Here is a 21,586-nt window from a genome sequence, read left to right on the forward strand (position 1 = left end):
ATAAAAGGAGGATGGATATGATTCATTTGACGATAGATGGAATCCCTGTAGAAGTGGAAAAGGGTACCACGATTCTGCAGGCCGCCAAGCAGATAGGCGTAAAGATTCCGACCCTTTGTTATCTGGAAAATGTACTGCCCGACGGTTCCTGCCGACTCTGCGTCGTGGAAGTAACCAACAATGGCAGAACAAAGTTTGATACCGCCTGTACCTTACGCTGCTCCGAGGGCGATGAAGTACAGACCATGTCTGAGAAGGTTGTAAAATACAGAAAAGAGACCCTGGATCTCTTACTGTCCGATCATCGGGTACACTGCTTTTCCTGCGAAGCCAACGGCGACTGCAAGCTGCAGGATTACTGCTTCGAGTACGGCGTAGAGAAGACCAGCTTCCCGGGCGAGATGAACAACGCACCCATTGATGACACGAATAAGTTCTTTACCTACGATCCGAGCCTGTGTATCTTATGCCACAGATGTGTAAATACCTGTAAGGAGATCGTGGGACGCGGAGCCATCGACACTATGAACCGTGGTTTCCAGTCTGTTATCGGCGCTCACTATAAGAATACCTGGAATGAGGGCATCTGCGAGTCCTGCGGTAACTGCGTACAGGCATGTCCGACAGGCGCTCTGACCATGAAGCGGAGAAAGAAATACCGTCCGTATCAGGTGGAGAAGAAGGTTCTGACAACCTGTCCCCACTGCGCGACCGGCTGCCAGTATTACGTACTGGTGAAGGATGGCAAGGTCGTAGATACCGAGGCTTATGACGGACCGTCCAATAAGGGACTGCTCTGTGTCAAGGGACGCAGCGGCTCCTTCGACTTCGCCCAGTCGCCTGAGCGTATCAAGTACCCGTTGATCAAGAACCATGAGACCGGCGAGTTCGAGCGCGCCACCTGGGATGAGGCTCTGGACCTGGTAGCTTCCAAGTTCATGGAGATCAAGAAGCAGTACGGCCCGGATTCCCTGGCTGGTTTTGCCTGCTCCAGATCCCCCAACGAGGACATTTATATGGTACAGAAGATGGTTCGTACCTGCTTCGGTACCAACAATACCGATAACTGTGCCCGCGTCTGCCACTCAGCGTCCGTAGCAGGTCTGTATATGACCCTGGGATCCGGCGCCATGACAAACCCCATCGAGGATATCACCAAGAATGCGGACGTCATCATGCTGGTAGGCTCCAACCCGGAGGAAGCCCATCCGGTAGTCGGCATGCAGATCCGTCAGGCAGTGAAGAGAGGCTGTAAGCTTATCGTCGTAGATCCCAGAGATATCGGACTGGCGAAGAAAGCAGACATCCATCTGAAGTTAAAGCCGGGTACCAACGTAGCCTTTGCGAACGGCATCATGCATGTGATCATTGAGGAAGGCCTGCAGGATGACAAATTTATCGCAGAGCGTACCGAGGGCTATGAGAAGATCAAAGAGATCGTAAAGGAATATACACCGGAGAAGGTGGCAGAAATCTGTCACATCGATCCGGATGATTTGAGAAAAGCAGCCATCATGTACGCGAAGGCTGACCGCGCGCCGATTATCTATTGTCTGGGCGTTACCGAGCATTCCACCGGTACCGAGGGCGTTATGTCCATGTCCAACATGGCTATGTTAGTCGGCAAGCTGGGTCGTCCGGGCTGCGGCGTGAACCCGCTCCGTGGACAGAACAACGTACAGGGAGCCTGTGACATGGGTGCTTCCCCCACAGATTTCCCGGGCTACCAGAAGGTTGCCGCGACCGGCGTGGTAGAGAAGTTTGAGAAGGCCTGGGGCGTTCCGCTGAACCACAATGTGGGAACCCACGCAACCGACGTATTCCCCAAGGCGATCACCAAGGAGATCCGCGGCCTGTATATTTACGGCGAGGATCCTGTGGTGACCGACCCGGATACCTCCCATATCATCAAAGCCCTGAAGAGTCTGGATTTCTTCGTATTGCAGGAGCTCTTTATGACAGAGACCGCCCAGTATGCAGACGTCATTCTGCCGGGCGTCAGCTACCTGGAGAAGGAAGGAACCTTCACCAATACGGAGCGCCGTGTACAGAGAGTCCGTAAGGCCATCACCGTACCGGGCGAGATGCGTCTGGATACCGATATCATCATCGACCTGATGAACCGTATGGGGTATCCGCAGCCCCACCTGACTTCCGCAGAGATCATGGACGAAATCGCTTCCGTGACACCCAGCTTCGGCGGCATCAGCCATGCCCGCCTGGACAGCGAAGAGGTGGGCGGCAAAGGCTTACAGTGGCCCTGCCCGACCAAGGATCACCCGGGCACCCCGATTATGCATGTGGGCAAGTTTTCGAGAGGCCTTGGCTGGTTCTACCCGGCTGAATATGTGCCTTCCGCAGAGCTTCCGGACGAGGAGTATCCGATCATCCTGATGACCGGACGTATCCTGTATCATTACACCACCCGTGCCATGACCGGCAAGACTCCGGAGCTCATGGAGATTGAAGGACATTCCTTTATCGAAATGAATATCGTGGACGCGGAAAAACTGGGGATCAGGAACGGCGACAAGGTGCGCGTATCCTCCAGACGAGGCAGCATCGAATCCACCGCCCGTGTGGGAACCAAGACCTCTCCGGGCGAGAGCTGGATGCCTTTCCACTTCCCGGATGGCAACGCAAACTGGCTGACCAACGCGGCTCTCGATAAGTACGCGAGAATCCCCGAGTACAAGGTCTGCGCGATTAAGATTGAGAAAGCATAAAGTGTTATAGAAATGCATCAGAGACGGGCCGGGCGGCGGAAGCTGCCCGGCCCGTTTTTGGTCAGGAAAATTGCGGAAGAAATAGATTTCCTGCTTTCAAATACGCCGCATTTATGCTATAGTTATATACAGCGCCGCAGTGCGCGATAATTTGCGCAGGCAGAGGAGAGAAAAAGTTATGCCGATTAAAGTACAGAGTGATTTGCCGGTTAGGGCAATTTTGGAGCAGGAAAATATTTTCGTTATGGATGAGACGCGGGCGCTCAATCAGAATATCCGTCCGCTGAAGATAGGCATCCTGAATCTGATGCCGCTTAAAGAGGACACAGAGCTTCAGATCCTGCGTTCTCTGTCCAATACACCGCTGCAGCTGGATATTACCTTTATCACAGTCAGCAGCCATGAATCCAAGAATACAGCCCAGAGCCACATTAACAAGTTCTATGAGCCATTCTGCGAGGTGAAAAAGCGCCGTTTCGACGGCTTGATTATCACCGGCGCGCCGGTGGAGCAGATGGAATTTGAAGAAGTAGATTACTGGAATGAGCTGGTCGAGATTATGGACTGGGCCGACGCCCATGTTACATCCACCTTCTTTATCTGCTGGGGAGCACAGGCAGCCATGTATCATTTCTATGGCCTGAAGAAGCGTCTGTTGCCCCAGAAGCTGTTCGGACTCTACCGCCACAAGGTGGAGAACCGTAAAGAGCCGTTGATCAGAGGCTTTGACGATGAGTTTTACGCCCCCCATTCCCGTCATACCACCGTGGACGCGGAGGAAATCCGTGCCTGCAGTGATCTGACTATTCTGGCCGAATCTGATGAGGCCGGCGTTTTCATCGCCATGGCGGAGGAAGGCCGCAAGATTTTTGTATTCGGTCATCCCGAGTACGACCGTCTAACCCTGGAGAAGGAATATGTCAGAGATAAGAATAAAGGTCTGGACATCCAGGTGCCGAAGAACTATTTCCCTGACGACAATAGCGACAACCGTCCGCTGCTCATGTGGAGAGCCCATGCGAATACACTGTATACAAACTGGATCAATTACTACGTATATCAGAATACGCCTTACGTGTGGGATGATGAGGAGTAGAAGGCACGGAAAATAAAATAAGAGACTATGAAAAGCGACAGCCGCGCAATCATCACTGCCAGATGATTGCGCGGCTGCCCTTTTATTTACTGGAAATCAGTTATAGGAAAATCATTTACTGTATCGGCTCAAAGTCTACAGCTCCGTGCTTGCACAGCGGGCAGATGATATCCTCGGGGAGCTCGTCGCTCTCGTAGATGTAGCCGCAAATCTTGCAGACAAAGCCTTTCTTGCCTTCGGTCTGGGGCTTCGGCTTGACGTTCTGCTGATAGTAGTTGTAGGACATGGTCTCCCGGTCGCTGATGACGCGGGCTTCGGTCACGCTGCAGATGAACATGCCGTGGGTGCCCAGGTCCACATACTGCTCCACCTTCAGAGACATAAATGCGTTGATATACTGATCCAGAAATACGAGTCCATTTCCGGAACGGTTGATTTTCACGCCTGCAAATTTGTCCACGGTTCTTCCGGACTGGAAGCCAAACTGCTGGAAGATGGAGAAGGGCGCGTCCACGGACAGACAGTTGACGTTCAGGACGCCGGTCTGCCGGATGACATGGTGGGAATAGTTGGCTTTGTTGATATTCACAGCCACGCGGAAGGGGTTGTCAGTCAACTGGGTCACGGTATTGACGATGAGGCCGTTGTCCTTCTTGCCGTCGTTGGAGGTGACCACATAGAGGCCGTAGCCGATGCGGAAGAGGGCGGACATATCGTTCTTATTGGCGAGGGAATTATCCTTGGCAATGTATTCCTTGCAGAGCTCGTCGGTCATGGCCTCGATCTGTTTGTGGTTTTCAGACTTGACCGCGGACCAGATATGGACGGAGTTCTTGAGCCAGTTGATTTTCTTGCATTTGCCCAGCATTTCCTTCATGATTTTGGCAGCCAGCGGCGCCCAGGTACCATTTTCGATGAGACCTACGGTACGGTTCTGGAAATTGTGCTCCACCAGGCGTGTAATATAATCGTGCATGAACGGATAGATGCTGGCGTTATAGGTGGTGGTGGCCAGGATCAGCTTGGAGTAGCGGAAAGCGTCGCTGAGGGCCCGGGACATGTCGTCTCTGGCCAGGTCATAGACGACCACCTTCGGACAGCCTTTGCTTCGCAGCTCATCAGCCAGGGCGGAGACAGCCGCTTTGGTATGTCCGTATACGGAGGTGTAAGCGATGACGATACCGTCTTCCTCCGGCGTGTAGGAGGACCAGGTATCATAGAGGCCGATGTAATGTCCCAGATTTTCATTCAGAACCGGGCCATGTAAGGGGCAGATGATTTCGATATCCAGGGTGGCTGCCACCTTCAGAAGGTTCTGCACCTGTACGCCGTATTTGCCGACGATGCCGATGAAGTATCTTCTTGCCTCATCGTCCCAGGGCTCGGTTACGTCCAGAGCGCCGAATTTGCCGAAGCCGTCGGCGGAGAAGAGTACTTTTTCGGTGCTGTCATAGGTCACCATAACCTCCGGCCAGTGCACCATGGGCGCGAACACGAAGGTCAGCTGATGATAGCCGAGGGACAGGGTGCCGCCATTGCCCATCTCGATTTTCTGGCCCTCCAGGTCAAGCTCGAAAAAGTTGTCGATCATGTTGAAGGCCTTCGCGGTAGCGACTACAGTGGTATCGGGATATACCTTCAGAAAATTGGCGATATTGGCTGCGTGGTCCGGCTCCATGTGCTGGACGATCAGATAATCCGGCTTCCGGTTCTCCAGTACCTGCTGGATATTGTCGAGCCACTGATGGGTGAAATTGGCGTCCACGGTGTCCATCACCGCGATTTTCTCGTCCAGGATTACGTAAGAATTATAGGACATGCCGTTTGGCACCTTGTACTGGCCTTCGAAAAGATCCACCTGGTGGTCGTTTACGCCTACATATTTGATGGTATCGGTCACTTTCATAGTTCGTTCCTCCTGTTTTCCGGTAGATGTGTTTCTGTTCTTTGTTTGTTAAAATAATAACAGAACCTGGAAAATAAATCTGTTGCAAAAGTCACATAAAGTGAATTTGGTAAGAAAAAATATGATATAATGTGTGGAAAGAAATATATCTGTAGGAGTGATGAACGACCAAGGCAATCCTGAAGGCTACGAGACACTCCCAGATGTCATACAAAGTGAAACAAGTGTATCCAAAGGGCATAGATAGAAGGAGAGGACAGTATGTCACAAGTTACATTATTTACAGATATTTTACCCGAAGAGCAGGAAAGAATGCGCGTCTGTTTCCAGGCCAGGGAGGTAAGCTTCCATAACCACGAAATCATATTTGCATATTCCAACACCATGAATAAAATTGGCTTGATTCTTTCCGGCCGGGCCGTCCTGTATTACTGCGATGAAGAGGGAAATCAGTATATGATTGACGAACTGAAAAAGGACGCGGTGTTCGGAGAACCCTTTCTGCTTCCTGCAGATTCCCGGAATTATTACGTGCAGGCTGAGGAAGAGACGCGGGTCATGTTCATCGACTACGCCCATGTGATCAAGCGCTGCGAGAACGCCTGCTGGCACCACAGCCAGCTGGTCAGCAACCTGCTCCAGATGATTGCCCTGCAGTCCAGGCAGCAGGTGCAGCGGATCTACGTCCTCTCCAGAACCACTACCCGGAAGAAGCTTCTGGCCTATCTGGAAAGTCTTTCTGAGGAGCTGCACAGCCGGAAGATCCGGATTCCCATGTCCTATACGGAGCTGGCCCAGTATCTCAGCGTGGATCGAAGCGCCATGACGAGGGAAATGAAGAGCCTGGAGAATGAGGGAATGCTGGCAAAGGATGGGCGGACGGTCTGTCTGAAATGGTAAAAAGAATGGAAACCATACCCAAAATATAAAATTTGTGTTATAATATAACACTAAATGACATCTGGAGGGGGAAGGTAGAAAGTGTCCTTAAAAGTAAGGGAAATATTGGAGTTGGCTGAGACGAAGGGATGCTCACTGGCAGCCGGAAAGGGCGGGCTTGACCGTGTAGTCCGTTTTGTTGACTGTATGGAAATACCGGATATGAAAGCGTGGATGCGGCCGAATGTCTTCTATATTACAACCGGATATACCTATAGCAATTCAGAGGAAGAAATTATCCAGTTAATCCGAGATTTGTACGATGCCAAGGCGGCAGCCCTGGCGACAAAATATAAATACATCGGCTGTTCCCTGGATGCGGCTATAAAGGTGGCCGACGAATTGCAGTTTCCGCTGATTCTGTGGCCGGAGGATCTTCCTTTTATAGAGATGAATTATCTTGTAATGGAGGCGCTTATCAAGTCGCAGAATAATCTGATGGATTCCATGCAGTCCCAGATTAAACGATATAACCAGCGGGAAATGGATCAGAGGTTATTTGTGGATCTTCTGACCGGCAATATCGCCCACGACGAGGAAGAAAATTACAGGATCAAGGAACAGAGGTGGCCCCTGCCGCCTTATCAGATTATTTATATTGAGGTTGACCGGATCAAGCAGAAGCTGCATGAGCTTCGGGAGGAGGAAGCCCAGGAGCGGATTGAAAAGATAGAAAATCTGATAAGGGAGGCCTTTACCGGGGAGCAGGTGGTTGTCCTGTCCAACAACGGCACCTTTCAATGTATCCTGAAGCGGACCGGGGACAAGGAGATCGGGGCGGATTATTTTGAAGCCATACAGAGTGAGATCTGTGAAAAAACAGGATACAGGGCGACCATAGGCGTGTCGAGGGCGGAGGATACTTATAAAAGATTCGGACAGGCCTATCAGGACGCAAGGGACGCGGTGGAAATCGCCGTATGTCAGAACCTGGAGTCCAGGGTGCTCTGTATCGAAGACGCCGGTTTCTGGAAAATTTTGAAAAAAATCAGCAAGCAGGATATGTGCCGGGAATTTGTGGAAGAAAAGCTGAACGCGTTTATTGAATACGATCAGGAGAATGAGAGAGAGCTTCTGGAGACGCTGGAGGCTCTGGTCAACAATCTGGGAGCCAGGAATGTGACGGCAAACGCGCTGCATTTACATCGGAATACGCTGATGTACCGGATTAAGAAGATTGAAAATCAGACAGGCTATGACTTGTCTGATCCCAACAGCATCCTGGAGCTTGCGTTTGCGCTCCGGATTATGAAATTTATGAAATAAAGGGCAGATGAAAAAACTCCGTCGAAATGTATAGATTATCATTTGCAAGTGAGAACCGTTGTGCATGGTGCATAAAAAACAGGGGTTTTATGGTGCGCAGGGAGCGTCGACATGAAAAGGAGGCAGTGCTATACTAAAAATAGCGAGAGCTGAATGATCTTTTGGAAACCTGGATCCCATGGTACTGGAGGTTTCGGAAGATTATTTTACTGAAACGGAGGAAAAAGATGTGAAACAGAGAACGGGTACTGTAAATTGTATGATTGTAACGCTTATCCTTTGCATTATTGCGGAGCTGATTGGACCGTTGCAATTCAAGGTGATGGGAGTCGATGTAAAGATCCTGACCATGATTTGGGTTATCATTATGGGAATTTTATTATCCCCCTCACTTCTGGGAAAAGTAATCCCGCCGCTTAAGAAAGTTATCGGCCATGCTGAGATCAGCCGTGCACCCTACTTACTGTCCCTGACCTTATACCCCCTGGGCATCATGTTCGGTATCAGTGCAGGACCGAAGGTCGGAATCGTGCTTCAGGCAGGTCCGGCTCTGCTGCTGCAGGAGTTGGGTAACCTGGCAACTATGCTGATTGCGCTGCCCTTAGGTCTGCTGATTGGACTGGGAAGAAGTGCGGTTGGTGGAACCTTCTCCCTGTGTCGTGATACCGCGCTGGGAATTATCGGAGATAAGTACGGTCTGGAGTCCAGAGAAGGTATGGGAACTCTGGGAACCTACATCAGCGGAAGTGTATTCGGAACCTTATTCTACTCTTTCCTGGCACCCGTCGGCCTGCTTCTGGGATTCCACCCCTTCGCACTGGCTATGGCGTCCGGAATGGGAAGTGCGTCCATGATGAACGCAGCTACCGCTGCCCTTACCAGTGCTGCCCCGGCTATGTACTCTGAGCAGATTCTCGCATATTCAGCAACCAGTGGACTTCTGACTGCTGTAACAGGTGTGTATGTTGAGATGTTCGTGGCATTACCGCTGGCTAACTGGTATTATAAGCGCATAAATCCGGGTATCGAGCGCTTTAGACAGAGAGTATTTAAGAAAGCACCGGAGGGAGAGGTATAAAATGGAAGCTGCAAAGGAAAAATCACTGCTTGAAACTATTTTAGAGCAGATTAAAATTATTGTCGTTATTTATGGAATCGTCATTGTGGTTCATATGGTTTCTATGGGAACCCCGCTTCCGGGTCTGCTGAAGTCAACCGTAGTAAGCTTTATCATGGTTGCAATCGCAATCGTTCTGAAGAACGTGGTAAAGAAACCGAATCTTCCGGGATTTGCGTGGGCTACCCTGGTGGCATTTGTTTTAACACTGCCGATCTCCCCGCTTTCCGATACGATCGTTGAGTTGATGAGCGCATACAGCTTCGGTCTGGTGGGAATCCCGCTGCTGAGCTTCGCGGGAATCGCGGTAGGAGAGCAGCTGGAGGTATTCAGGAAGCTGAGCTGGAAGATTGTAATTATTTCTTTCGTAGTTATGGCGTCTACCTATTTTGGTTCCGCAGCAATTTCCAATATTATTCTGGCTGCAAAGGGACTGATTTAATATAACATTTTTTGAAATTTTGAACAGTAACAGGAAATCCTGCGAGGATTTCCTGTTATAATAAAATTCAAATGAAATGGAGAGAAGCATATGGAGACATTAGAGACATTAAAACAGGAAATCAGTACACTTGCAGATGCAAGACAGGAAGAGTTTGAGAAGGTATGCAGCTATATTTTTGAGAATCCGGAGCTGGCGTTCAAGGAATACAAGGCTCAGGAAGCACTCTGTAAGCTTCTGGAAAGCAATGGATTTGAAGTAAAACGTGGAATTTCTGAACTGCCCACCTCTTTTGAGGCAGTATATGATACCGGAAAACCGGGCAAGACCGTAGCTCTGATGGGAGAGTATGACTGTCTTCCGGAAATCGGACATGGCTGTGGCCATAACATCATCGGAACCTCTGCGGCAGGAGCCGGCATCGTATTAAAAGAGGTTATGGAAAAGCACGGAATTGGCGGCGTGTTAAAGGTATTAGGCACACCGGCTGAGGAAAAGGGAAGCGGAAAAGCTATCATGGTTCGTCACGGCGTATTTAAGGGAATCGACACAGCGCTTCTGATGCATCCGACCGAGGCGTCCATGCCGGATGATATTTCCTTCGCATGCGTTACCCTGGAGTTCACCTTCAAGGGAAGTCCTGCACATGCAGCAGCATTCCCGTGGAAGGGAGCAAATGCTCTGAGCGGCGTACAGCTGATGTTCCACGCAGTTGATATGATGAGACTGCATTTCAAGGATTTCAGCCGTGTACATGGAATCATCACCGAGGGTGGTACCGCGCACAATACCATAACTGCAGAGGCAAAGGCTGTATTTAACATCCGTGCTCTGGAGTATGAGTATATGATGGAGCTGGTTGACATCATTAAGGACTGCGCAAGGGGTGCTGCAATCGCTACCAGAACAGAGGTTGAAGTACAGCAGTTAGATGAGGTTGTCAAGGATATCCGCAACGATAAGAGAATGGTTGACTATGTACGTAAGAACATGGAGTTCATCGGCGAGGATTACATCGAGCGTGATCTGACCCAGGGTATCGGTTCTACAGACGTAGGAAACGTATCTCATGAGATTCCGACCATTCAGTTCTATGTAAGACTGAAAGAGAATGTGGGAACACATACCAAGGAATTTGCTGAGGCAGCAGGCGGAGAAGAAGGAAAGCGTACCTTACATCAGGCTGTAAAGCTGTTGGCGATGAGTGCGTTAGACGTATTTAACGAATATAACGAATAATCCAATCCAATAAAAAAGCAGCGCGTCCTGTGAAATGGGCGCGCTGCTTTTTTAAACCTTAAAATTTTAAAACCGATGGCTCAGGAAAAAATATCCTGCCGCCTGCAAAACCAGGATAGCCGGCATTCCGATTACAAAATACCAGTGCTTCGTTTTATGACGGAAGAACTGCATACCAGCGATGGCGCCGACGCTGCCACCCAAAAGAGCAGAGAGAAACAGGGTTTTTTCAGGAATCCGCCATTTGTGACGGCGGGCCCGTGATTTGTCGACGCCCATCAGGGCGAAGGCAAGGAGGTTGATAAGGAGCAGGTAAAGGATAACAGGTGTGGATAATTGCATAAGAGCCTCCTGAAAAGTACATTTTGATGATTTTAGAATACGGGATTTCCAGAGTTTCGTCAAGTCATGGACGGAAGACAACACAGCCTGAAGGAAGAGAAAGTAGATACAATTATAAAGAATCTGTAAAGAATCCTCCATTTCCGCTGGTTCCGGTTGACAAGAACAAAAGGGTTTCATATAATATTATCATTAAGCACTCGTGCGTATTTTAGAAGTGTATACAAAAAAGGAGAATTATATTTTATTATGGGTACATACCTTACCATTATGGTAGTCTGTCTGATACTGTCGAGCTTTTTTTCCGCTACGGAGACGGCCTTCTCGGCCATGAACACCACGAAGCTGAAGACGCTGGCAGAGAAGGGCAATAAGAACGCGGCGCTGGTCTGCAAGCTGGACGAGCAGTATAGCAGATTGATTTCCACAATTCTGATAGGCAATAACATCGTAAATATTGCCATGGCCTCTGTGGGAACCGTGCTGTTCACCCTGAAGTTCGGCGATATGGGCGCGACGCTTTCTACCATTGTGGTGACCATTGTAGTACTGATTTTCGGCGAGATATCCCCGAAGAGTATCGCCAATAACTGTCCGGAGCAGCTGGCCATGTTATCGGCACCTGTCGTGCAGTTCCTGATTTGGATTTTCCTGCCGCTGAACATTCTGTTTGTGGGCTGGCAGAAGCTGCTGACCAAGATCTTTCATCTGGAGTCCAGCTCCAAGATGTCCCAGGAGGAGCTTCTGACCCTGGTAAATGAGGTTCAGGAGGACGGCACCATTGACGAGGACGAGGGCGGTCTTCTCCGGAACGCCATCGAGTTCTCCGATCAGGAAGCCCGGGATATTCTGATTCACCGGACGGATCTGGCGGCTCTGCCGATCACGGCTACCAAGGAAGAGATCGCGGAAATGTTCACCGAGACCAAGTTCTCCCGTCTGCTGATTTACCGGGATACCATCGACGATATTCTGGGAACCATCCACCGGAAGGATTTCTATGTGGGGCGTGGAATTACGGAAAAGGAAGTGAAGGATATCATTTCCCCGGCTATCTATGTTCTGGAGAGCGAGCCTATCCGGATGATTCTGAAGAAGCAGCAGAAAGCCAAGACCCATGTGGCGGTCGTGGTGGACGAGTACGGCGGAACCTGTGGTATCGTGACCATGGAGGACATTCTGGAGGAGCTGGTAGGCGAGATCTGGGACGAGCATGAGGAAGCGGAAGTACTGTTGCGCCGGATAGCGCCGGACACTTATCTCATTGACGCATCTATGGATTTTGAGGAGTTTGCGGATTATTTTAAGCTGGACGAGGAGTCCGAGATGGTGTCGGTCAGCGGCTGGGTCATGGAGCAGTTTGGCCGGGTACCGGAGCAGGGCGACCAGCTCACCTATAAGGGCCTGGAAATCGAAGTAACGAAGGTCGGAAACCATCATGTGGATGAGATCCGGGTGAAACAGACAATAGTGGAAGACGGAGAGACTTCCGAGGAGAAATAAAATAAGTACGGGGAAGGAAAATGTTCACAGCCACGCTGCGAACAAAGTGAGTAAATATGTCTAACTGCACAATATGTCCCCGCGACTGCCGCGCCGATCGTGAAAACGGTCGGCGCGGTTTTTGCGGCGTGACCGGAAAAACCATCAAATGCGCCCGGGCGGCGCTGCATATGTGGGAGGAGCCCTGCATCTCCGGCGACGCCGGATCTGGCGCGGTCTTCTTCAGCGGCTGCCCTTTGCGCTGTGTCTACTGCCAGAACCGGGATATCGCCGGGGCAGAGCGGGGAATCGACATCACCGAAGAGCGGCTGGCCGAGATTTTTCTGGAGCTTGCGGGCAAGGGCGCGGCCAATATCAATCTGGTGACGCCCACCCATTACACGCCGCAGATCATCCGCGCGGTGGAAATGGCACGAAAGAGCGGCCTGACGATCCCACTTGTATACAATTGCAGCGGTTATGAGAAGGTTGATACCCTGAAGCTGTTGGAGGGCGTGGTAGATATCTATCTGACGGATTTCAAATATATGGATGTGGAGGCGGCGGAGCGCTACTCCCATGCGCCCGATTACCCGGAGGTGGCGAAAGCGGCTCTTCAGGAAATGGTGCGCCAGATCGGAGAACCGGTATTCGACGAAGCTGGCATGATGAAAAAGGGAGTCATCGTTCGTCACCTTCTTTTGCCGAATCATTTGAAAAACGCGAAAGGGGTAGTACAATATGTCTACGAGGCCTATGGGGATACAGTGTACTTAAGCCTGATGAACCAGTATACTCCCTTGCCCGGTCTGGAGCGATGGCCGGAAATCAACCGCCGCGTGACGAAGCGGGAATACGGGCGGCTGCTCGATTACACCCTGTCCCTGGGCGTGGAAAATGCCTTCATCCAGGAGGGGGAAACTGCGAAGGAAAGCTTCATTCCAGCTTTCGATTGCGAGGGCGTCCTGCCGGAGAAGCCCGTATAAAATGTAACAAAAGAATCCGGCAGAATGTGATTTTTAACAAAAGAAATAAACGAAAAGTGACAAAGATTCACTAAAAAGTGTTAATTTGGGCACATAAATGTAACAAAAAGGGAGCGGTTTGCAAATTTTGCTGGCCGTTCCCCTTTTTATGTTTTGAATCGACGATTCGAGTTGGCTTATACGCTCAATCTTTTGTACAATTCGACGGAGGAATTGTTTTTTTTTTTTTTCTTTTATAGAATGTGTATATTGTTATTGATAAAGGATTTTCCGGCATTGGTAACAACGATAAAACCGAGAAGGGAGGGCGAAAAAAGAGTGAGTGGAATGAAAAAAGTGCTGATACTGGGAAGCGTCATACTGGCCATGTGCGGCGTGACATCCTGCGGTTCTGCAAAGCAGGAGACCGGCGAAGAAACGGCTGCCGAAACAGCAGTTTCTGAGACGGAAACAGGGGAGGATAGTGAGAACGGTACCGAAAGGGAAGAGATCGGGACAGAGGAAAGCACGCAATCAGGACAGATTATCAGCATTTCTATGGCAGAAATGGAAGAGAAGCTGAACGCAGGGGAGACCTTTCTGGTATCCTTTGTGACAATCGAGTGCCCATACTGTCAGGAATTCCACAGCATGCTTGTGGACTACGTCGAAACCCATGCGGTAACCATGTATCAGGTTATCCTGGACTACGAGGAAACGTCTGAGGAAGAGAACAGAGCGCGGATTGCGGAGCTGTTCCCGGAATTCAATACGGTTCCCGGAGTCTTCTATGTGGTAGACGGCGAGGACGGAAGCTACCTGGACACCTATCATCTGGGCGTCGGCGAGACGGCTTTTGACGATTGGGTTCAGGAAAATGAAATCGAAGCAAAGTAAACAAAAAATTTATGAGGGAAATTATGATTAAGAAGAAAAAAATGAGCAGCAAGTTCTTATCTATCGTACTTGCAGCAGCAATGGTGGCAGGCATCGCGCCCCAGTTTCCCGCATCGACTGTAGAAGCAGCCTTTAACGGCCCGTTGTCTTCTGTAAAGTCAGCGAGAGCAAACGACAATGTGGTAGAAGTAAGCTTCAACAATGGTGATGTAAAGGGAAAAATCACGTTTCTCGAGGACGGGATCTTCCGTTACAATGTAGATCCGAGCGGAAAGTTCTCAGAATATGCGACCGTAAACAACGCAGCAGACACAGCGAAGATTCCACAGTATCCGGATTCTTCCGATAAGTACAGCCACCCGAAGGCGAAAGTATCCGATGAGAATGGAAATATTGTAATCGCAGCTGGTAAGACAAAGATTACATTTGATAAAGATACCGCAAAAATGACCGTAGCTTACAACGACAATGTTGTAATGCAGGAGAGCGCACCGCTTTCTCTCGGAACCAAGACCACACAGAGCCTGGTTAAGAACAGCGGCGAGAACTTCTACGGCGGCGGTACACAGAACGGTCGTTTCGTACATACAGGCGAGACCATCCATATCGCAAATGAGAGTAACTGGGTAGACGGCGGCGTCGCTTCTCCGAACCCGTTCTACTACTCCAGTAACGGTTACGGCGTACTGCGTAATACCTTTCTGGCTGGTTCCTACGACTTCGGAAATAACTCTGCAGATACCGTAGCAACCGCTCACAACGAGAATGAGTACGACGCATACATCTTCCTGTCCGACGGCGCAAACGCAGCTGAGAGAGTACAGGATCTCCTGGGCGAGTACTACCATGTAACCGGTGCTCCGGTTCTCCTTCCGGAGTACGCGTTCTATGAGGGACATTTAAACTGCTACAACCGTGACTCCTGGTCCGACAATAGCGGAAGCAAGAAATGGGAGATCAAGGGAAGCGCGTCCGCAACCACTGCAGACGATGTGCCGATTGCATCTTCCTATTATGAGTCCGGTATGAGCACAGGCTATGTGCTGAAGGACGGTATGAGCTCCGAGACGCTGAACGGAACCGAGCCGACCACTGCGCTGGACAAGTATCCGTCCGTGAATACCGATTCCAAGTATTCCGCAAGAGCTGTCATCGATCAGTACGACAAATATGACATGCCCATCGGCTACTTCCTTCCCAACGATGGATATGGCTGCGGCTATGGTCAGAACGGCTACTATCAGACCGGCGGCGTGAACGCGGACGGCAGCAGCAGTGCAGAGCGTACTGCAGCAGTAGACGCCAATGTAAACAATCTGAAAGAGTTCACCAAGTATGCACAGAGCAAGGGTCTGCAGACAGGTCTTTGGACACAGAGCAATCTGAGCCCGGATTCCAACAGTAACACCTCCTGGCACCTGCTTCGTGATTTCGAGAAAGAGGTAAAAGTTGGCGGAATCACCACCCTGAAGACTGATGTTGCATGGGTAGGCCACGGCTACAACTTCGCTCTGAACGGTACCAAGACTGCTTACGATATCGTAACCAAAGGCGTAAGCAAGCGTCCGAACATTATCACCCTGGACGGCTGGGCTTCCACACAGCGTTTCGGCGCTATCTGGACCGGCGACCAGTACGGCGGAAACTGGGAGTATATCCGCTTCCATGTACCGACCTATATCGGACAGTCCTTAAGTGGTAACCCGAATATCGGCAGTGATATGGACGGTATCTTCGGCGGAGACAAGATTGTATCCACCCGTGATACCCAGTGGAAGGTATTCACACCGCTGATGCTGAACATGGACGGCTGGGGAAGCTATGCGAAGACTCCGCAGACCTTCGGCGATCCGTACACCGGTATCAACAGAATGTACCTGAAGCTGAAAGCTCAGCTGATGCCGTACATCTACACCAGCGCGGCAGCTGCGGCAAACCTGGATACAGGCAACGGCGACACCGGACTTCCGATGATCCGTGCTATGTTCCTGGAGTATCCGGGTGACGCTTACGCAAGCACCAAGGATATGCAGTATCAGTACATGTTCGGCTCCAACGTGCTGGTAGCACCGATTTACCAGAATACATCCAGCGACTCCCAGGGAAATGATGTGAGAAACGGCATCTACCTTCCGGACGCAGATCAGATCTGGATCGACTACTTCACCGGCGAGCAGTACTACGGCGGACAGACCCTGAACAACTTCGACGCTCCCATCTGGAAGCTTCCGATCTTTGTAAAGAATGGTTCCATCATCCCCATGTGGGAGGAGAACAACAGCCCGTCCAAGATCAACAAGGCAAACCGCAGCGTAGAGTTCTGGCCGGCAGGATCCACCGAGTACACCATGTATGAGGATGACGGAATCACCGCAGAGAACAAGACCACCGAGGTGGATGGTTACGGAACTGTAGCTGACGTATCCTATGGCGAACATGTATCTCAGAAGTTTACTTCCAAGGTAGAAGGCGACGTGGCAACCCTGACTGCTGAGAAGGCAAGCGGAAGCTATGCAGGGTATGATAAAAATAAGAACACTACCTTCGTAGTCAATGTTTCCAAAGAGCCGACTGCTATCACAGCACAGAACGGTTCCACAGAGCTGACTAAGGTAGCGATGAACAGCAAGGATGAGGTTCTGAACGCGGATGTGGCAGCAGGCACCTTCGCTTATTACTATGACGAGTCCCCGGCTATCGAGTACTACGGCGTAGAGGCAGAGGATGAGTTCGCGGCAATGATGAAGGATCAGACGTCTTCTCCGAAGCTGTATGTGAAGTTCGCCAACACCGATTCTCAGGCAAATGCACAGACCCTGGTTCTGGAAGGCTTTGAGAACAACGGCGACATGAGCAAGAATCAGCTGAACCCGGATCTGGCTGCTCCGGCTAACCTGACCGATGACGTGACCAGAAAGACCCCGACCAGCAACACCCTGACCTGGGATGCTGTAGAGGACGCAACCAGCTACGAAATTCTGGTAGACGGCATCATCAACACTGCAGGCGACGCAACCGAGTTCGCGCACACCGATCTGAAGTACAACTCTACACATACTTATAAGGTACGCGCAAGAAATAAGGACGGCTACTCTGAATGGTCTGAGGAAGTAACCGCCACCACTTCTCTGGATCCCTGGAGAAACGTACCGACGCCGGAAAAAATCACCTGGACAGGCGGAGATGCCTGGGGCAAGCTGGCTAACCTGACCGACCATGATATCAGCGAGGCAGCAGGCATGTTCCACTCCACCGGCGACGTTGTAACAGACGCCATCCCGATGATCTTCGATTACGGTCAGGCCTACGCGCTGGATAAGCTGGAGTATTATGCAAGACATGATAACTACGGCAACGGCGCAGTACAGCAGATGAACGTAGAGACCAGTTTGGACGGCGTAAACTGGACCACCCAGTGGATCGGTTCTGAACACCCGGATTGGACCTATAATGCAGAGGCAAGCATTGCAGAGAACATGAAAGAGATCCCGCTGAGAGGCGCGGCTCGTTATGTAAAGATTGTTATCACAAAGTCCAAGGGCAACTTCTTCTCCGGCGACGAGCTGGCCATCTACAAGAAGGACGGAACCAACGGCTTTGCGGTAGGAAGTACCAATAACCTGGGAACCGTCGCAGACGGCGACTACACCAACATGAAGAACTACCTCGGCTTCTCCAAGAAGGACGGAGAGACCTTCGTGAAGCAGATTGAGGAGAGATTCGGCGATATTAACGGCAATGGCTACTACGATGTATGGGATTACGCATTCACCATGTTCAACCTGGATGGCGGTACTCAGAAGACTGGTGAGGTATCCGGCAACATCGTTCTGCTGCCCAGCGCAACAGACGTGAAGGAAGGCGAGACCTTTACCGTAGATGTATACGCAGATAATGTAAAGAACCTGAACGCATTTGGAGAGGTTCTGGATTACGATCCGGCTGTACTCCAGTATGTGGACACCACTGCAGACTTCGACATCTCCCAGATGGAGAACCTGACAGTAAACAAGGTATATGAGGACGGAACAGCTTATGTGAACCTGGCATTCGCCAACAGAGGAAACCAGGCAACCTACAGCGGAACCGGCGTCATTGCCACCATCACCATGAAGGCGAAGAAAGACTTTACGCTGGACGCAAAGGCAATGGATCTGAGTCAGGTAATGCTGATTGGACCGGAGTTCGATCTGATTAACTGCGAGAGCTCCTCCACACCGGAGCTTCCGGACATCGTAACAGGCGGCGAGAAGACCTACACCTACGGTGAGGACTTCGATATGACCATGACCAACAACATCCTGAAAGAGGATGATGGAAAGAACGTAGAGAAGTTCATCCAGGGCAACAGCTATAAGGAACTGTTCAACGGCACTCAGGGCCGGGAGTTCGAGCTGAAATGGTATCCGAACGACTGGACCACCACTGTAAAGGGTCTGCCGGAGTATGTAAAGGTTCCGGTTACCTTCCATATCGATGTAAAGCAGGATGCAGCAGACGAGGTTGTAGAAGATACAACAGAGGATGTGGCAGACGAAGCAGAAGATGTAGAAGTACAGACAGCAGAGGAAGAGGTAGCTGTTCAGGCTGACAACACCAAGAAGGTGACCTCCGTAACCCTGCAGAATGCCAATAAGGCAAACGGTTATGTAACAAACGCATCCGCTGAGTTTACTTACAGCGATGGCAGCACAAGCAGCGACAGAAAGTCTCTGGACTGGGCGACCGCAGCAGATTACTCTGAGTTTACATTCAACGCAGAAGCAGACAAGACTGTAACCAATGTAGATGTAACTGTAAATTCCGTAGCAAACGCAAAGGGCGAGTCTGTAGAGAACATGCTGACCCTGTCTACTCTGACAGTAGCGACAGCAGATGGCAAGTTAAGCTATGGCAGCGACTTTACCATGACCATGACCAACGATGTTCTCACATCTGATGACGGAGACAATGTGAAGAAGATGATCCAGCAGGGCAGCTTCTCCGGACTGTTCGGCGGTCAGGGACGTAACTTCGAGTTCCTGTGGGATATCCCAAGCAACTACGTAGACAAAGAAGTAAAATATGTAGAAATGCCGGTAACGCTTCATATGAATATGAAGAAGGCAGATACCGTAAGCACAGTTTCTGTATACAACGCACCGTCTTACGGTAACGGATACATGACAGACGCTACCGCAACCTTCACTTATGAAGATGGCACAACCGCCGATGTGAACCTGAAGGATCAGGGAACCAAGTTTGAGTTCACCAACCCGAAGGAAGACGCAAAGGTAACCAAGGTATCTGTAACTGCAAACCAGGCAAGCGGAACCAACATGCTGACCTTAAGCGAGCTTGAGGTAAAGGCAAAGGTTGCTATGGTTCCGGTAACCAAGATTACTCTGGCTGAGGACAACGTAAAAGAGCTGTATGCAGGAAGCATGGCAGATATCAACGCAACCATCGAGCCGGAGAACGCAACCAACCCGTACTTCGTAGCAACCTCCTCCGACGAGGATGTTGTAAGAATCATCACCCTGGCTGACGAGAACGGTCTGCCGATTTACAAGGCATACGCAGTAGGCGAGGGCAAGGCCACCATTACTCTGACTGCACGTGAGTCCATGCAGGATACCGCTACACAGGCAGAGGGCGAGGATCAGGCAGCGCCGATCACCGCATCCTACGAAATCACCGTACTGGCAGGCGCAGACAAGACCGAACTGGTTGAGCTGATTACCGAGTACAGCAAGACCAACCCGAAGTTCTACACCGAGGAGAGCTTCAAGGCACTGACTGACGCCATCGACGCAGCAAACGCTGTAAAGGATAACACAGAGGCCACCAAGGACGATGTGAAGAAGGCTATCGCGGCCATGAAGAAGGCGGCTGACGCGCTGGAAGAATCTGAGCTGACCGCAGAGGCTATCACCGACAAGAGCGGTATGACCGCAGACGCGCCGTACAGCGAGGAGAACGTACCGAGCGCACTGGTAGACGGCAATGAGACCAACTACTGGGAGTCCCCGTACTACGGAAACAACGTTGGACTGCCGAAGGAGATTACCCTGGCTCTGGGCGACGCATACGACCTGGAGAAGGTAGAAATCGTGAAAAATACCGGCAACGGTAAGGTAACCGATTATGAGGTACTGGTAAGCACCGATGGCGAGAACTTCACATCCGTAGGAAGAAAGACCATTGATGAGAATGAGATGAGATCCGGCATCCGTATGGAGCAGGCAAACATCACGCACGTAAAGGTTATCATCCACGGCGCAAAGACCGGCGGCAAGGACGTAAGTTACGCGCGTCTGTCCGAGATTAATTTCTATGGCAAGAAGGTTGCGGAGCCGGCTGACAAGGCAGCACTGACCGAGGCTGTAGACAAGTACAAGGATCTGAAGCAGGAGAACTACACCGACGAGACCTGGGCTGCATTTGCAGAGGCTCTGAAGACAGCACAGAATGTACTGGCAGACGAGAAGGCGACACAGGAGACTGTAGACGCAGCTGTAAAGACACTGAACGACGCATACAAGGGTCTGGTGAAGAAAGAATTACCGAATCCGGATCAGCCGGTTGTGAAGGATGCACTGAAGGCAGCAGTTGACAAGAATGCAGACAAGAAGCAGGGCGACTACACAGCAGACAGCTGGGCGAAGTTCTCCGCAGCTCTTGCACATGCACAGGCTGTACTGAAAGACCAGAACGCAACCGCAGATCAGGTAAGCGCAGCACTGAAGGGTCTGGAAGAGGCAGCCGCAGCACTGACCACAGGTCAGTCCCCGGCAGCAAAGGATGAACTGCAGGCTGTATATAACGGCAATAAGGACAGAGAGAAGAAGGACTACACAGCAGACAGCTGGAAGGCATTCTCTACTGCTCTGAGCAATGCTGAGAAGATTCTGAAGAACCCGAACGCTACTTCTCAGGAAATCAGCGATGCGCTGAACGCTCTGAAGACTGCAGTAGCAGATCTGAAGACTGTGGCCGAGAAGAAGGATGAGGACAATAAGAAACAGAACTCCTCCGGAAGCTCCGGCAGCTCCAAGTCCAACACCACGAGCACCACTTCTGCACAGACCGGTGATACTGCACAGCCGCTGCTGTACGTGGTACTGATTGCAGCCGCAGCAGCTGTACTGGCGCTGATTCGCAGAAAAAGAATGAAATAAAAAGCAACA

13 protein-coding genes are annotated in these 21,586 nt (G+C 50.7%); 11 read left to right on the top strand and 2 right to left on the bottom strand.

The annotated features are described in order from the left end of the window. The first annotated feature begins 17 nt into the window (after positions 1-17). Both fdhF and metA read left to right on the top strand, forming a co-directional pair. A complete protein-coding gene (gene fdhF, locus ACESZP_RS06115; protein ID WP_499708365.1) occupies positions 18-2,726 on the top strand; it encodes a formate dehydrogenase subunit alpha in 2,709 nt (902 codons plus the stop codon). Between the two features lie 178 nt (positions 2,727-2,904). Beyond that, complete coding sequence (metA, locus tag ACESZP_RS06120) at positions 2,905-3,822, top strand: homoserine O-acetyltransferase MetA (RefSeq protein WP_178039083.1); 918 nt, start codon at positions 2,905-2,907, stop codon at positions 3,820-3,822. 115 nt (positions 3,823-3,937) lie between these two features. Here the strand turns inward: metA and ACESZP_RS06125 are convergent, their stop codons facing one another. Then, a complete protein-coding gene (locus ACESZP_RS06125; RefSeq protein WP_499708366.1) occupies positions 3,938-5,728 on the bottom strand; it encodes a flavin reductase in 1,791 nt (596 codons plus the stop codon). A 261-nt stretch (positions 5,729-5,989) separates the two neighbouring features. On the opposite strand from ACESZP_RS06125, the gene ACESZP_RS06130 reads away from it, so the two are divergent. From ACESZP_RS06130 to ACESZP_RS06150, 5 genes are all read left to right on the top strand, one after another. Beyond that, a complete protein-coding gene (locus tag ACESZP_RS06130) occupies positions 5,990-6,628 on the top strand; it encodes a Crp/Fnr family transcriptional regulator (RefSeq protein WP_499708368.1) in 639 nt (212 codons plus the stop codon). 111 nt (positions 6,629-6,739) lie between these two features. Further along, positions 6,740-7,933, top strand: coding sequence for a PucR family transcriptional regulator (locus ACESZP_RS06135; protein ID WP_499708369.1), 1,194 nt, complete (start codon positions 6,740-6,742; stop codon positions 7,931-7,933). 229 nt (positions 7,934-8,162) lie between these two features. Then, positions 8,163-9,011: a DUF3100 domain-containing protein gene (locus ACESZP_RS06140; protein ID WP_262670702.1), complete on the top strand. Its 849-nt coding sequence runs from the start codon at positions 8,163-8,165 to the stop codon at positions 9,009-9,011. Between the two features lies 1 nt (position 9,012). Then, positions 9,013-9,492 carry a hypothetical protein gene (locus ACESZP_RS06145; RefSeq protein WP_499708371.1) on the top strand — a complete coding sequence of 160 codons (480 nt, stop codon included), beginning with the start codon at positions 9,013-9,015 and terminating at the stop codon, positions 9,490-9,492. Between the two features lie 90 nt (positions 9,493-9,582). Beyond that, on the top strand, positions 9,583-10,731 hold the full coding sequence (locus ACESZP_RS06150) for a M20 family metallopeptidase (protein WP_158363220.1): 1,149 nt from the start codon (positions 9,583-9,585) through the stop codon (positions 10,729-10,731). Positions 10,732-10,797: 66 nt separating this feature from the next. Here ACESZP_RS06150 and ACESZP_RS06155 read toward each other — a convergent pair whose 3' ends face one another. Next, positions 10,798-11,073 carry a DUF1294 domain-containing protein gene (locus ACESZP_RS06155; RefSeq protein WP_499708372.1) on the bottom strand — a complete coding sequence of 92 codons (276 nt, stop codon included), beginning with the start codon at positions 11,071-11,073 and terminating at the stop codon, positions 10,798-10,800. 249 nt (positions 11,074-11,322) lie between these two features. Here ACESZP_RS06155 and ACESZP_RS06160 point away from each other — a divergent pair, with 249 nt between their 5' ends. From ACESZP_RS06160 to ACESZP_RS06175, 4 genes are all read left to right on the top strand, one after another. Continuing rightward, the gene (locus ACESZP_RS06160; RefSeq protein WP_499708373.1) at positions 11,323-12,576 is read left to right on the top strand and encodes an HlyC/CorC family transporter; all 1,254 of its coding nucleotides are present in this window, start codon (positions 11,323-11,325) and stop codon (positions 12,574-12,576) included. A 56-nt stretch (positions 12,577-12,632) separates the two neighbouring features. Further along, positions 12,633-13,541 carry a radical SAM protein gene (locus tag ACESZP_RS06165; protein ID WP_349163346.1) on the top strand — a complete coding sequence of 303 codons (909 nt, stop codon included), beginning with the start codon at positions 12,633-12,635 and terminating at the stop codon, positions 13,539-13,541. Between the two features lie 318 nt (positions 13,542-13,859). Beyond that, positions 13,860-14,417: a thioredoxin domain-containing protein gene (locus tag ACESZP_RS06170; RefSeq protein ID WP_499708375.1), complete on the top strand. Its 558-nt coding sequence runs from the start codon at positions 13,860-13,862 to the stop codon at positions 14,415-14,417. 23 nt (positions 14,418-14,440) lie between these two features. Next, entirely contained in the window at positions 14,441-21,577 is a 7,137-nt protein-coding gene (locus ACESZP_RS06175; RefSeq protein WP_499708377.1) for a discoidin domain-containing protein, read from the top strand. The last annotated feature ends 9 nt before the right edge of the window (positions 21,578-21,586 follow it).

Origin of the sequence: Candidatus Dorea massiliensis AP6 (assembly GCF_964245105.1) — a bacterium.
GTDB lineage: Bacteria > Bacillota > Clostridia > Lachnospirales > Lachnospiraceae > Laedolimicola > Laedolimicola intestinihominis.